Annotated in this window: 8 protein-coding genes; all 8 read left to right on the forward strand. The window is 69.2% G+C overall.

Going from position 1 to position 14,821, the window contains the following annotated elements; all coding sequences use genetic code 11:
* The first annotated feature begins 182 nt into the window (after window positions 1-182).
* The 8 genes from H7U20_RS00610 (at window position 183) to H7U20_RS00645 (ending at window position 14,733) form a co-directional block, all read left to right on the forward strand.
* Window positions 183-2,327 (forward strand): sodium-translocating pyrophosphatase, encoded by a 2,145-nt coding sequence (locus H7U20_RS00610; RefSeq protein ID WP_199517678.1) that lies wholly within the window; start codon window positions 183-185, stop codon window positions 2,325-2,327.
* 219 nt (window positions 2,328-2,546) lie between these two features.
* The gene (locus H7U20_RS00615) at window positions 2,547-3,692 is read left to right on the forward strand and encodes an acyltransferase family protein (protein WP_199517679.1); all 1,146 of its coding nucleotides are present in this window, start codon (window positions 2,547-2,549) and stop codon (window positions 3,690-3,692) included.
* Between the two features lie 126 nt (window positions 3,693-3,818).
* The gene (locus tag H7U20_RS00620; RefSeq protein ID WP_199517680.1) at window positions 3,819-4,283 is read left to right on the forward strand and encodes a hypothetical protein; all 465 of its coding nucleotides are present in this window, start codon (window positions 3,819-3,821) and stop codon (window positions 4,281-4,283) included.
* Between the two features lie 317 nt (window positions 4,284-4,600).
* Complete coding sequence (locus H7U20_RS00625) at window positions 4,601-5,359, forward strand: SDR family NAD(P)-dependent oxidoreductase (RefSeq protein ID WP_199517681.1); 759 nt, start codon at window positions 4,601-4,603, stop codon at window positions 5,357-5,359.
* 213 nt (window positions 5,360-5,572) lie between these two features.
* Entirely contained in the window at window positions 5,573-7,363 is a 1,791-nt protein-coding gene (gene ggt / locus H7U20_RS00630) for a gamma-glutamyltransferase (RefSeq protein WP_199517682.1), read from the forward strand.
* Between the two features lie 69 nt (window positions 7,364-7,432).
* Complete coding sequence (locus H7U20_RS00635; protein ID WP_199517683.1) at window positions 7,433-8,602, forward strand: patatin-like phospholipase family protein; 1,170 nt, start codon at window positions 7,433-7,435, stop codon at window positions 8,600-8,602.
* A gap of 223 nt (window positions 8,603-8,825) precedes the next feature.
* Complete coding sequence (locus tag H7U20_RS00640) at window positions 8,826-13,754, forward strand: two-component regulator propeller domain-containing protein (protein ID WP_199517684.1); 4,929 nt, start codon at window positions 8,826-8,828, stop codon at window positions 13,752-13,754.
* 181 nt (window positions 13,755-13,935) lie between these two features.
* The gene (locus tag H7U20_RS00645; RefSeq protein WP_199517685.1) at window positions 13,936-14,733 is read left to right on the forward strand and encodes a response regulator; all 798 of its coding nucleotides are present in this window, start codon (window positions 13,936-13,938) and stop codon (window positions 14,731-14,733) included.
* The last annotated feature ends 88 nt before the right edge of the window (window positions 14,734-14,821 follow it).

Consider the following 14,821-nt stretch of genomic DNA (forward strand, 5'->3'; position numbering starts at 1 on the left):
TCCGCCGCGGCGCGCGTCCCAAGCTCGATGCCATCCCGTTTTCGTTCCATGCCCGCGCCCGCGCGGGCGGCGTATCAAAGTGTTGCAGTTCGCAGGTTGGTTGGCTGCGCGTGCCTATCCGGCGCGTTGGCGGTTATCTGAGTGTGGTTTGTATGCTTGATCCATAAAAAGAAGGGGACAATATGGCAGCTAGTCTTTGGTTGGCGGTAGCGTGCGGCGTGATCGCCGTGGTTTATGGTTTATGGTCGCGTAGCTGGATCCTGCGGCAGGATGCCGGCAACGCGCGGATGCAGGAAATCGCCCTGGCCATCCAGCAGGGCGCGGCGGCCTATCTGGCGCGCCAGTACCGCACCATCGCCATCGTCGGCGTGGTGCTCCTCGTGCTCATCTTCGCCCTGCTCGGTTGGCAGACCGCGCTCGGTTTCCTGATCGGCGCCGTGCTGTCGGGCGCCTGCGGCTTCATCGGCATGAACGTCTCGGTGCGCGCCAACGTGCGCACGGCGCAGGCGGCCACCAAGGGCATCAACGAGGCGCTCGACGTCGCCTTCAAGGGCGGCGCCATCACCGGCATGCTGGTGGTCGGCCTGGGCCTGCTCGGCGTGGTGCTGTTCTACATGCTGCTGGTCGCCCAGCAAAGCTCGGCCGGCGTGCCGCTCAGCCCGCACGACGTCATCAAGCCGCTGATCGGCCTGGCCTTCGGCGCCTCGCTGATCTCCATCTTCGCCCGCCTCGGCGGCGGCATCTTCACCAAGGGCGCCGACGTCGGCGCCGACCTGGTCGGCAAGGTCGAAGCCGGCATCCCCGAGGACGACCCGCGCAACCCGGCGGTGATCGCCGACAACGTCGGCGACAACGTCGGCGACTGCGCCGGCATGGCCGCCGACCTGTTCGAAACCTATGTGGTGACCCTGATCGCCACCATGCTGCTGGGCGCCCTGATGATCGCCAACGCGCCGACATCGGCCATCATCTACCCGCTGCTGCTGGGCGCCGTCTCGATCATCGCCTCGATCATCGGCTGCTCGATGGTCAAGGCCAAGCCGGGCAAGAAGATCATGTCGGCGCTGTACACCGGCTTGTGGTGGGCCGCCGGCCTGTCGCTGCTCGGCTTCGCCGTGGTCACCTGGCAGATCTGGCCCGAGCAGGCCATGCGCAACAGCATGATGGGCTGCACCGTGGTCGGCATCGTGCTGACCGGGCTGATGGTCTACATCACCGAGTACTACACCGGCACCGACTTCCATCCGGTGCGCCACATCGCCGAGGCCTCGACCACCGGCCACGGCACCAACATCATCGCCGGCCTGGGCGTGTCGATGAAGTCGACCGCCTATCCGGTGCTGGCGGTCTGCGCCGCCATCCTGGTGGCCTACCAGCTGGGCCAGTTGTACGGCATCGCCATCGCCGCCACCTCGATGCTGTCGATGGCCGGCATCGTCGTCGCGCTCGACGCCTACGGCCCGATCACCGACAACGCCGGCGGCATCGCCGAGATGTCCGGCATGCCCGAGTCGGTGCGCGCCATCACCGATCCGCTCGACGCCGTCGGCAACACCACCAAGGCCGTCACCAAGGGCTACGCCATCGGTTCGGCCGGGCTGGCCGCGCTGGTGCTGTTCGCCGACTACACCCACGCGCTCGAATCGGTTGGCAAGAGCGTCAGCTTCGACCTGTCGAATCCGATGGTGATCGTCGGCCTGTTCATCGGCGGCCTGATCCCCTACCTGTTCGGCGCCATGGCGATGGAGGCGGTCGGCCGCGCCGCCGGCGCCGTGGTGGTCGAGGTGCGCCGCCAGTTCCGCGACATCAAGGGCATCATGGACGGCAGCGGCAAGCCGGAGTACGACAAGGCGGTCGACATGCTGACCGCCTCGGCGATCCGCGAAATGATCCTGCCGTCGCTGCTGCCGGTGGTGGTGCCGATCGTGGTCGGCATGCTGCTCGGCCCGGCCGCGTTGGGCGGCATGCTGATGGGGACCATCGTCACCGGCCTGTTCGTGGCGATTTCCATGACCACCGGCGGCGGCGCCTGGGACAACGCCAAGAAGTACATCGAGGACGGCAATTTCGGCGGCAAGGGCTCGGACGCGCACAAGGCCGCCGTCACCGGCGACACCGTCGGCGACCCGTACAAGGACACCGCCGGCCCGGCCGTCAATCCGTTGATCAAGATCATCAACATCGTCGCGCTGCTGCTGGTGCCGCTGCTGCCGGCCACCGGCTGGCTGGCCGTGTCGGCGCCGGCCGCGCCGGTGGCGCTGCACGCGCCGGCGCCGGTGCAGATGGCGCCGGCCGTCCCGGTCGTCACGGTGGCGGAGGAAAAATAAGCCGCCGATGGACGACCTGGTTCGTCAGCCTACTGGAAAATGCCGGCTAGCCAAGCGGCATTTTCCGCAGGTACGAAATGGATTACTCGTCTGATATGATGCACGCTGTTTTCAAGATGATGAATTGCAATTTCTTCTTGTTACCGCCCACATGGGGTGACGCAGTCTGACCGCCGGCCGAGTCGGGCGCGTTGCGCGCCTCTCTTCCAGGACTGCAGCATGGTTAAATCTTTTGAGGGGGCTCGTGGCTTCGCGGCGCTGATCGTCGCGCTGTTTCACTTCAAGCTCATCGTCACCGGCCCGTTCACCGCCGTCGTCACCGGCTGGTCGCTGGTGCGCAATGGCTATTTGATGGTCGACCTGTTTTTCGTGCTGAGCGGCTTCCTGATGGCGGCGAACTACGCGCAGCGCCTGGAGAGCAAGCAGGCTTTCCGGCCCTTCCTGCTGCGCCGTCTCGGCCGGCTGTTCCCGCTGCTGGTGTTTGCCACCGTGCTGTACGTGCTGGTGCAGAACGCCGACCACTTCATCCGCAACCAGATCGTCGCGCTGGACCTCGCCAAACTCGCCAGCGGCACCGCCCACCTGCCGTATGTGCTGCCGACACTGGCCGAGATCCTGGCGACGTTGACCATGACGCACAGCCTGGGCCTGTTCGACAAGCTGATCCTGAACTTTGCCAGCTGGAGCATCAGCGTCGAGTTCTACACCTACATCCTGTTCGCCGCGGTTTGTTTCATGCTGCGCGGCCGCGCGCGCCTGTTCGCCTTCGGCTTGCTGGCGCTGGCGGCATCGGTCTTGATCGCCTGGCTGGCCATCGTCCCGCGCGACTGCCGCGTGCAACTGCATTGTCTCGACATCACCTACGATTTCGGCTTCTTCCGCAGCGTCGCCGCCTTCTTCCTGGGCGCCCTGGCCAGCTCGCTGAGCAAGCATTGGCGGTGCAGTGCCAACCTGGGGCAGGCCGGCGCGTTGTCGCTGTTGCTGCTGCTGTTCCTGTTGGTCGACCGCTTCCCCTTGTTGGATTTCCTCTGTCCGCCGCTGTTTGTGCTGCTGGTGCTGTCGATTCGCCAGGACGAGGGGATGCTGGCGCCGCTGTTGGGCAGCCAGCCATTCCAGACGCTTGGGCGCAACTCCTATTCCATCTACATGATGCACCCGCCGATGCTGTGGGTGGTGTGGCCCGGACTGAAAGCGGCGCAGGGGCATTTGTGGCTGGAACTGGCCCTGCTGCTGGCGTATATCGTGCTGGTGTTGCTGGTGTCGGGCTGGACCTACCAATACATCGAGGATCCGGCGCGCAAATGGATCAACGGTCTGGCCTCGGCCAAGTCGGACAAGTTGTCGCCCCGGGTCCGGCCGGTTTGACGAAAAGGCCGTCCCGTCGCCTGCCGGGGCGTGTGTTCAGCATTGGTATCTAGCCCTTGGCTTGCGGGCGCCGGCTGTCCATAATGAGGACAGCGAGCAACGCGGTTCGCCCTGCGAGGTGCCATCATGAAACAGCGGAAAATTGCATTGATCGCGGCCGTGCTGCTCGGCCTGCTTGCCGGCGGCCATGGCCGCGCCGGCGCGCCGGACGGCGAGGGCGCCGCGCCGGTCCCGGCCGAGGCGCAAGCCTACGCCGGCCTGCCGTTCTGCACCCTGAGCGCCGATGGCAAGCACCTGGCGCGGCAACCCTGCCGCACCGCGCCGGCGCAACGGCCCATGCCGCGCCGGCCGGTGACGCAGATCATCGAGCCGATGCCGTCCCGCGCCGCGCCGCCGCGCTTGGCGCCGCCGTCGTTGCCGCCGTCCGCGCCGTTGCGGACGCCGAGCCCGCCCCAGCCGCTGGGCAACTGCGGCGTCGGCGGCTGCTACGACGCCGGCGGCGTCTGGCAGGGCAACGGTGTCGGCAACACCAGCGTCGTGCCGAACGGCAAACTGTGCCAGCGCAACGGCATCTGGTTGCAGTGTTTTTGAGTTTTGTCCGCCAGCGGCTACAAAACCACCCAATGGCACAGAGCCGGGGTCAGACCCCCGCGGGGTCTGACCCCAGATTGGCGCCTGTGGGTGGTTTTGACTTCGCGGCGGGCGGGATACACCGTTTCCTGCTCATCGGCGAACAAGTTTTTTGCTGTGGCGCGCGGAAATTCGCTACAATTGCCAGCGACTTGACGTTTACGTAAACGTTACATGCCAGGTTTCCGCGCCGTCTTCAGGCCGCGCCTGGCGTTCCGGTCGGCCAAGGTCCGTGCAGAGACCGCGCCCTTCCATCTATTTTCGAATTGAGGACAGACATGCAGATTCAGAACAATGTATTCATCATCACCGGCGGCGCCTCGGGCTTGGGCGCGGCCACCGCGCGCATGCTCGTCGAGGCCGGCGGCAAGGTCGTGCTGGCCGACGTGCAGGTCGAGGCCGGCGAGCAGCTGGCGGCCGAACTGAAGTGCGTGTTCGTCAAATGCGACGTCAGCTCCGAGGCGGACGGCCTGGCCGTCGTCGCGGCGGCGCTGGCGCAGGGCACCCTGCGCGGCCTGGTCAACTGCGCCGGCGTGGCGCCGGCCGTCAAGACCGTCGGCAAGGACGGCCCGCACCCGCTCGACGTGTTCCAGCGCACCGTCAACATCAACCTGGTGGGCACCTTCAACATGGCCCGCCTGGCGGCCGACGCGATGGGCAAGACCGAGGCGGCCGAGCACGGCGAGCGCGGCATCATCATCAACACCGCCTCGGTGGCGGCCTACGACGGCCAGATCGGCCAGGCGGCCTATGCCGCTTCGAAGGCGGCCGTGGTCGGCCTGACCCTGCCGATGGCGCGCGACCTGTCGCGCAGCGGCATCCGCGTGATGACCATCGCGCCGGGCATCTTCGAAACGCCGATGCTGATGGGCATGCCGACCGAGGTGCAGGACGCGCTGGGCAAGATGGTGCCGTTCCCGCCGCGTCTGGGCAAGCCGTCCGAGTACGCGCAACTGGCCCGCGCCATCATCGAGAACGTCATGCTGAACGGCGAGACCATCCGTCTGGACGGCGCCATCCGCATGCAACCCAAATAAGGTGTAAATGGTTTTTGGTGTAGGATGCCAGAGTCATCGGCGCGCGGCCCAGGTCGCGCGTTTTTCTTTTGGGGCTGCAAGGCGCCGGGGACGCTGGCGTAACCCAGGGGCGTGGAGCCGGGGTCGGACCCGCCGGGTCCGACCCCAGTTTGCGCCCCTGGGTTTTGTCGGCATTCCCCTGGACCTTGAGGACCCCTTTTATCGGGAGACTTCATGCTGCAACTGAAACGCCGCGCGCTCGCCGCCGCGCTGCTGGCCCTGTCCGGCGCGGCCTTGTTCGCCACGCCCGTCCTGGCCCAGGAGGCGCCGCAGCGCGCCCCCGAGATCGCCACCGGCTACGCCGAAAAGGCCGGCTGGTCGGCGCGGAAGTACATGGTGGCGGCGGCCAATCCGCTGGCGGCCGACGCCGGCTATCAAATGCTCAAGCGCGGCGGCGGCGCGGTCGACGCGGCCATCGCCACCCAACTGGTGCTGACCCTGGTCGAGCCGCAATCGTCGGGCATCGGCGGCGGCGCCTTCCTGCTGTACGCCGACGCCAAACAGATCCAGGCCTTCGACGGCCGCGAGACGGCGCCGGCCAGCGCCGACGAGCACCTGTTCCAGGACGCCGACGGCAAGCCGGTCTCGCGCGAGGCCGGCGTCATCGGCGGCCGCTCGGTCGGCGCGCCCGGCGTGCTGCGCATGCTGGAGCTGGCGCACCGCCAGCACGGCCGGCTGCCGTGGGCGACCTTGTTCGGCCCGGCCATCAAGCTGGCCGAGGGCGGTTTCGCCGTCAGCCCGCGCCTGTACGCGCTGCTGTCGTGGGACAAATACCTGGTGCGCGACCCGGTCGCCGCCGCCTATTTTTTTGATGCCGACAAGCGGCCCTGGCCGGTCGGCCATGTGCTGAAAAACCCGGCGCTGGCGCAGACCCTGCACGAGATCGCCAAGGGCGGCGCCGACGCCTTCTACACCGGCCGCATCGCCCGCGACATCGTCGCCAAGGTGGCCGGCCACGCCAGCAATCCCGGCAAGCTGAGCCTGGCCGACATCGCCGGCTACCAGGCCAAGGTGCGCGCGCCGATCTGCAGCGACTACAAGGCCTGGACCGTGTGCGGCATGCCGCCGCCGTCGTCGGGCGGCATCGCCATCGCGCAGATGCTGGGCATCCTGGAGAACAAGAACCTGGCCGCCTATCCGCCGGTGAAGGGCAGTTACGGCGCCGAGGCGATCCACCTGTTCAGCGAGGCCGGCCGGCTGGCCTACGCCGACCGCAACCGCTACGTCGCCGACACCGACTTCGTGCCGCTGCCGGGACGCGGCGTCGAGGCCCTGCTCGACAAGGGCTACCTGGCGCAGCGCGCCGGGTTGATCGGCGAGCGCTCGATGGGCCGCGCCAAGTACGGCACGCCGCCCGGCATGACGGTGGCCTGGGGCGCCGACAGCGAGACGGCGCGGCCGGCCACCTCGCACCTGGTGGCGGTCGACGCCTTCGGCGGTTCGCTGTCGATGACCACCTCGGTGGAGGACGCCTTCGGCTCGCGCCAGATGGTCGACGGCTTCATGCTCAACAACCAGCTGACCGACTTCTCCTTCGACTCGGCCGACGCCGACGGCCCGATCGCCAACCGGGTCCAGGCCGGCAAGCGGCCGCGCAGCGCCATGGCGCCGACCTTGGTGTTCGACAAGGGCACGCGCAAGCTGGTGCTGGCCACCGGCTCGCCGGGCGGTTCGGCGATCATCAACTATGTCGCCAAGGTGCTGGTCGGGACGATGGACTGGGGCCTCGACGTGCAGCAGGCGATCAGCCTGCCCAACCTGGGCAGCCGCAACGGCCCGACCGAGCTGGAGGCCGGCCGCGTGCCGGCCGAGGTGCTCGCCGCGCTGCGCGCCCGCGGCCACGAGGTGCGCGAGACGGAGCAGAACTCCGGCCTGCAGGGCATCATGCGGCGCAAGACGGACGGCGCCGAGCACTGGTTCGGCGGCGCCGACCCGCGGCGCGAGGGGGCGGTGCGCGGCGACTGACTGTGGTAAGGAGGCTCTAAAGGCGGGGCCGGCCTCCCCAAACGGCGCAGACCCTGCTAATCTTGTCGCATGGGAATTCAAAAGAAAACAGGCCTGATCCTCACCGGCGGCGGCGCCCGCGCCGCCTACCAGGTGGGGGTGTTGCAGGCCATCTCGGAGATCTTGTGGGAAGCCGGCTGGCCGCCGGCGCGCAACCCCTTCGACATCATCTGCGGCACCTCGGCCGGCGCCATCAACGCCACCGCGCTGGCCTGCCGCGCCGACAATTTCGGCGAGGGCGTGCAGAAGCTGCTCGACGTCTGGCAGCACATCACCGTCGAGCAGGTCTACCGCGCCGACTCGCTCGGCGTGATCCGCTCCGGCGCGCGCTGGCTGTCGCTGCTGTCGTTCGGCTGGCTGCTGCGCAAATGGCGCGCCGCGCCGCCCCAGTCGCTGCTCGACAACACGCCGCTGGCCAGCCTGCTGCACCGCATGCTCGACCTGCCGCGGCTCGACACCGCCTTGTCCGAGGGCCTGCTGCACGCGCTGGCGGTGACCGCCTCGTCCTACACCGGCGGCCAGCACATCACCTTCTACCAGACCGCCGCCGAGATCGCGCCGTGGGTCCGCATGCAGCGCGTCGCGCTGCAGGACCAGATCGGCATCGAGCATTTGCTGGCCTCGTCGGCGATCCCCTTCATCTTCCCGGCCACGCCGCTGTACCTGGGCGGCCACCGCGAATACTGCGGCGACGGCTCGATGCGCCAGCTGGCGCCGATCTCGCCGGCCATCCACCTGGGCGCCAGCAAGGTGCTCGTCGTCGGCGCCGGCCGCCTGACCGAGCCGGCGCGCGACGCCAGCGAGTCGGCGCGCTACCCGAGCCTGGCGCAGATCGCCGGCCACGCCATGTCCTCGATCTTCCTCGACAGCCTGGCGGTCGACATCGAGCGGCTCGAACGGATCAACCGCACCTTGTCGATGCTGCCGCCGGAGCTGCTCGAGAACACGCCGCTCAAGCCGGTCGAGCTGCTGGTGATCGCGCCGTCCGAGCGGCTCGACGACATCGCCAGCCGCCACATCGCCAGCCTGCCGCCGCCGATCCGCACCATGTTGTCGGGCATCGGCGCGACCGAAACGCGCGGCTCGGCGCTGGCCTCCTACCTGTTGTTCGAATCGTCGTATACTTGCGAGTTGATCCGTCTCGGCCAGCGCGACACCCAGGCCCGCAAGGCCGACGTGCTGGCCTTCTTCGGTTCGTGAGCATGCCGCGCAACGGCAACCCACAGGCGTGGGGGGGGGGGGGGGGGGGGGGGGNNNATCTGCGGACCCGGCGCGCCAAGGCGGGGAGTCCGACCCCGGCTCCACGCCTTTGGGTGGTTTTGGAGCCAACGGCGCCCAAACCTGGCCGCCCCCTCAAGGTTTAAATTATCGTGAACGAGTCACCCTAGTGCAGTCATTCAGACGTCTCTGTTGCCATTTGCTGATGCCGGCCCTGCTGCTGTGGGGCCTCGGCACGGTCGCGGCGTGGGCGGTGGCGCCGCCGCGCACCTTGCGCTTCGAGCAGCTCGGCGTCGAGCACGGCCTGGCGCAGGAGTCGGTGCTGGCGATCGCCCAGGACAAGCAGGGCTTCATGTGGTTCGGCAGCCAGGCCGGCCTGAGCCGCTTCGACGGCTACCGCGTCACCACCTACAAGAGCGCCGTGTCGGACCCGCGCAGCCTGGGCGACAACTGGGTGCGCGTGCTGCACCTGGACGGCGCCGGCCGGCTGTGGGTGGGCACCGACGGCGGCCTCGACCTGTTCGACCCGCGCAGCCAGAGCTTCAACCACTTCCTGCCGCGCGAGTCGGCCAAGCGCGGCAACGGCAACCGGCATATCCGCGCCATCCTCGACGACGGCCTGGGCGGCCTGTGGCTGGCCAGCGGCGACGGCCTGCACCACTTCGACCCGGCCAGCGCGCGCTTCACCAGCTGGCACCACGATCCGGCCGACGCCGGCAGCCTGGTCGACGACCAGGTGCTGGCGCTGGCGCGCGACGCCGCCGGCCGCCTGTGGGTCGGCACCGCCACCGGCCTGGACATGCTGGCGCCGGGCGCGGCGCGCTTCCAGCACTTCCGCGTCGACAGCCGGCCCGACTCCAGGTTCAACTCGATCGCCGCGCTGCAGGTCGACAGCGCGCAAACGCTGTGGGTCGGCACCATGGCCGGCCTGGAGCAGTGGAATCTGCTCGGCGCCGAGCCGCAGCGGCGCCGCCTGGGCGAGGCCGAGGGCCTGGCGCCGGGCGCCATCACCGCGCTGTACCAGGACGGCGAGGGCCACTTCTGGGTCGGCAGCAACGCCGACGGGCTGTATCGCTGGCTGCCGGCGGAGAACCGCCTGGTGCCGTATCGCCACCAGTTCAGCGACCGCCACAGCGTGGCCGACAACCAGATCTCGGCGCTGTTCCGCGACCGCGTCGGCACCTTCTGGGTCGGCACCTGGAACAACGGCGTCAGCCGGGTCGACCTGGGCAGCGGCGGCTTCGCCCGCGTGGTGCGCCAGGCCGACCAGCTGCGCACGCTGTCGGACAACAAGGTGCGCGCCATCGTGCCGGACGGGCGCGGCTGGCTGTGGCTGGGCACCAGCAGCGGCTTGAACCACTTCGATCCGCTCAGCGGCGAGGGCCGGCTGTACCGCCACGAGCCGGGCCGCCCGGGCGGCCTGTCCGACGACCTGGTCAACGCGCTGTGGCGCGACCCGGCCGGCAATCTGTGGATCGGCGGGCGCAGCGGCATCAACCGGCTCGACGCCGCCAGCGGCCAGTTCAGCAACGTCAGCTTCGCCCGCGGCGACCCGGGCAGCGACACCATCCGCAACATCGTCGGCGACCGCGGCGGCGTGCTGTGGGTGGCCTCGCGCGGCGGCCTGCACCGCTACGACCCGCGCACGCGGCAGACGCAGAGCTACCGCCACGACCCGGCCGACAGCAACAGCCTGGCCGACAACGTGGTGCGGCCGATCCTGGAGGACCGCCGTGGCCAGCTGTGGGTGGGCACCTTCAACGGCCTCGATCTGCTGGACCGCAAGAGCGGCCGCTTCCGCCACTTCCGCCGCGACCCGAAGGACCCGTTCAGCCTCAGTCACGACGAGGTGCACTACCTGTACGAGGACGCGCGCGGCGCGATCTGGGTCGGCACGGCGGCCGGCCTGAACAAGATGGAGACGGCGGCCGACGGCAGCGTGCGTTTCCGCCGCTACCTGCGCCGCGACGGCATCGCCGACGACGCCATCGCCTCGATCCTGCCGGACGGCGTCGGCAACCTCTGGCTGAGCACCAACAGCGGCATCTCGCGGCTCAACGTCGAGACCGGCCTGTTCCGCAACTACAACGGCGCCGACGGCACCATCGAGGGCGCCTACTTCGACGGCTCGGCGCTGCGCACGCCGGACGGCACCTTGTATTTCGGCGGCTTCAACGGCATCACCGCTTTCGCCCCGCAGGAGGTGCGCGAGAACAGTGTGGCGCCGACCGTGGCGATCACCGATCTCCAGATCTTCAACAAGTCGGTGCGCGCCGGCCAGGGCGAGCACGGTGCCGTGCTGCAGGCCGCCATCGAGCACACCAGCGCCCTGACCCTGCAGGAGAACGACTCGGTGTTCTCGCTCGAATTCGCCGCGCTGCACTACGCCGCGCCGCAGCGCAACCGCTTCGCCTACCAGCTGCAGGGCTTCGACGAGGACTGGGTGGTGACCGATTCGACCAAGCGCTTCGCCACCTACACCAACCTCGATCCGGGCCGCTACACCTTCCGCGTCAAGGCGGCCAACAAGGACGGCATCTGGAACGACAACGCCGCCACCCTGGAGATCACCATCCTGCCGCCGTTCTGGAAGACCTGGTGGTTCCGCCTGCTGGTGGCGCTGCTGCTGCTGGGCGCCGGCTACGCCGCCTACCAGGCGCGCATGCGCGGCATGCGCCGGCAAAAGAGCCTGCTGGAGCAGCAGGTCGGCCTGCGCACCGCCGAGGTGGAGCAGAAGAACCAGCTGCTGCAGCAGCAGAAGGGCGAGCTGGAACAGCGCCGCCTGGAGGCGGAGAGCCAGCGCGCCGAGGCCGAGCAGCGCCGCATGGACGCCGAGCGGCAGAAGCAGGAGGTCGAGCGGCAGAAGGAGAACGTCGAGCAGGCCCACCGCAACATCTCGGTGCTCAGCGAATTGGGCCGCGAGATGAACGCCACGCTGGACATGGAGACGGCGATGGGCACGCTGTACCGCCACGTCCACCACCTGATGGACGCGCAGATGTTCGGCATCGGCTTCCTGCGCGAGGAGCGGGGCGTCATCGAGTTCCCCTTCGCGCTGGAGGGCGGCGTGCGCGCGCCGGCCTACAGCCGCGACCTGGACCAGCCGAACCAGCTGGCCGTCTGGTGCCTGCGCAACCGGCGCGAAGTGTTCATCAACGACTTCTACGCCGAGTACGCCGACTACATCGGCGAGCAGGGCCTGGATCTGCTGACCCGCACGGCGCTGGAGAACGGCGCCATGCCGGAGATCCCGCTGGCCATGCTGTACACGCCGCTGCTGGCCAACGACAAGGTGATCGGCGTGCTGTGCGTGCAGAGCACGCAGCGCAACGCCTACCAGCGCGTGCACATGGACATGCTGCAGACGCTGGCGGCGCACGCCGCCGCCGGCCTGGAGAACGCGCGCGCCTACCAGCAGTTGGAGGACGCCTTGCAGGCGCTGCGCCGCACCCAGGAACAGCTGCTGGCGCAGGAGCGCCAGGTGCGGCTGAACACCGAGGAGCTGGCGCGCGCCAACCGCGCGTTGCAGGAGAACGACGAGCGGCTGCGCCTGGCCAAGCAGAAGGCGGAGGACGCGACGCGGCAGAAGTCCGAGTTCCTGGCCAACATGAGCCACGAGATGCGCACCCCGCTGGCCGGCGTGATCGGCATGCTCGGCTTCGCCCTGCGCGACGGCCAGCTGCAGGACAGCACGCGCGAGCAGATCCTGCGCGGCCAGGCCAACGCCCAGTCGCTGCTGGCCATCATCAACGACCTGCTCGACTTCTCGAAGATCGAGGCCGGCAAGCTTAGCATCGAAAATATCGACTTCGCCCTGTCGACGACGGTGGAGAACGTGGTCAGCCTGTTCGAGGAGCAGGCCGCCGCCCACAGCGTCGAGTTCGACCTGGCGTTCGGCGAGGGTCTGCCGCAGTTCGTCGTCGGCGACCCGACCCGGCTGCGCCAGGTGCTGGTCAACCTGGTCGGCAACGCCTTCAAATTCACCCAGCGCGGCGCGGTGCAGATGCGGGTCGAGCGCATGCCCGACGCGCCGTCGGCGCCGGCCGGGCACAACCTGATCCGCTTCACGGTCGAGGACTCCGGCATCGGCATCGAGGCCGACGCCATGCCGCGCCTGTTCCAGAAGTTCGAGCAGGCCGACAGCACCACCACGCGGCGCTACGGCGGCACCGGGTTGGGGCTGGCGATCTGCCGCCAGCTGGTCGAGCTGATGGGCGGCGCCATCAGCGTGGTCAGCACGCCCGGCGTGGGCAGCGTGTTCGCCTTCGAGCTGCCGCTGGCCGACGGCGTGGCGCCGCCGCTGGTGCCGCACGTGCCGCGCGAGCCGCACAGCCACCAGCTGCGCATCCTGTGCGCCGAGGACTTCCCGACCAACCAGATCATCATCCGCATGATGTTGGAGGACCTGGGCCACAAGGTCGACATCGCCGCCAACGGCGCGCTGGCGGTCAAGGCCTGCGCCATGACGCGCTACGATTTGATCCTGATGGACGGCCGCATGCCGGAGATGGACGGCGCCAGCGCCACCCGCCTGATCCGCTCGGGCGGCAGCGAGGAGGCGCCGGTGCGCGACCAGGAGCTGATGATCATCGCGCTGACCGCCAACGCCAGCGAGGAGGACCGCAGCCGCTACCTGGGCTCGGGCATGGACGACTTCCTGACCAAGCCGATCGACGAGGCGGCGCTGCACTTCCAGCTGAGCCGGGCGATCGAGCGCCAGTTGCAGCGCGGCGTGGCGCTGCCGCGCATGGCGCCGCGCCTGGTGGCGCCCGACATGCCCAGCGTGTCCGAGCTGGACGCGATGTTCGGCGTGACGGCCGAGCCGGAGCCGGAGCCTGGCAAGGGGCACTACAGCGGCAGCGGCGCCGGCCTGCGCGCGCGGCTGCGCGCCGCCTTCAACGCCGACGTGCCGGCCCGCTTGGCGGAGCTGGACCGCGCCCTGGCCGATCAGGACGGCGACGGCGCGGCGCGTCTGCTGCATGGCATCAAGGGCAGCGCGGCCTACTTGGAGGAGCAGGAATTACAAACCTTGTGCGCCGAACTAGAACGCGCCGCCGACGCCGCCGACTGGCCGCGCGTGGTGGCCGGCCTAGTGCCGCTGCGCGGCCTGCTGGGCCATCCGCTGCCGGCCTGAGTGCCGGCCCGAGTGTCGGTTCACGCTTCGCTCTGCGTCGATGGCGGCGACGCGACGACGCGGCGGCGCCCTGTTCGGCGCCGTCGTTTGTCTGTAAGATTGGCGCGAATGCCATATTGATAGCCTTGCCTGGTGAGGCGGGAAGCCGCGCAGCATGGTGCTTGCGGTACTGGAGAGATGAATGAAAGTACTGGTGGTCGATGATGATGTGGTGTCGCGCATGGTGCTGATGCACCTGGTCGACAGCTGCGGCAGTTTCGAAATCGTCGAAGCGGAGGACGGCGCCGACGCCTGGCGTCAGCTGGAAGAGGGACTGAGTCCGGCGATCTGCTTCTGCGACCTGCGCATGCCGCACCTGTCCGGCATGGAGCTGTTGCAGCGGGTGCGGGCCGAACCGGCATTCGACGTCATGCCCTTCGTGCTGGTCACCTCGGCCAACGACGACGATACCGTGCAAATGGCCAGCAAGGCTGGCGCCGCCGGCTTCATCGTCAAGCCTTTCCAGGCTGAGCAGGTGCGCCAGCATCTGGACGGTTTGCTCAAACCGGGCGAAGACGGCGCGCAGCAGCGGCCGCGCGGGCATGGGCATGGGCAAGAGCGCGGACAGGAAGGCGGACAGGAGCCGGCCGTGGCGCACGAGGCCGAGGCGCCGGCGGCGACGCTGCAACGCCTGGGCATCAACCACGAGCGTCTGCTGGCCTATCTGAGCGGCTTCCACAAGCAGTTGGACGCCGCCGGCGGCGACATCGCCGCGTTGCTGGCGCGCGGCGAGCAGCGCGAGGCCCTGGTCCGCCTGGAGCGGCTGCGCACCGGCTGCGCCACCCTGGGCTTGGGTGGCGCCGCCGCCGCGCTGGCCGACCTGGCGGCGACGGGCGCCAACGCCGCGTTGAACAGCGCCGCCGTGCAGGCCGCGCTGGCCGGCGTGGTGCGCGCCGTGCTGCGGCAATCCGGCCTGGTGCGCCAGACCGGCGCCGCCTAATCGCCGCTCCGCCGTCCGCCAGCCGCCGGAATGAACCAACCGGCGGCTACCAAACCACCCTGCGGCGTAAAGCCGGGGGGGGGGGCCC

This window comes from Rugamonas violacea (assembly GCF_016461825.1).
In the GTDB taxonomy this organism is placed as follows: Bacteria; Pseudomonadota; Gammaproteobacteria; order Burkholderiales; family Burkholderiaceae_D; genus Rugamonas.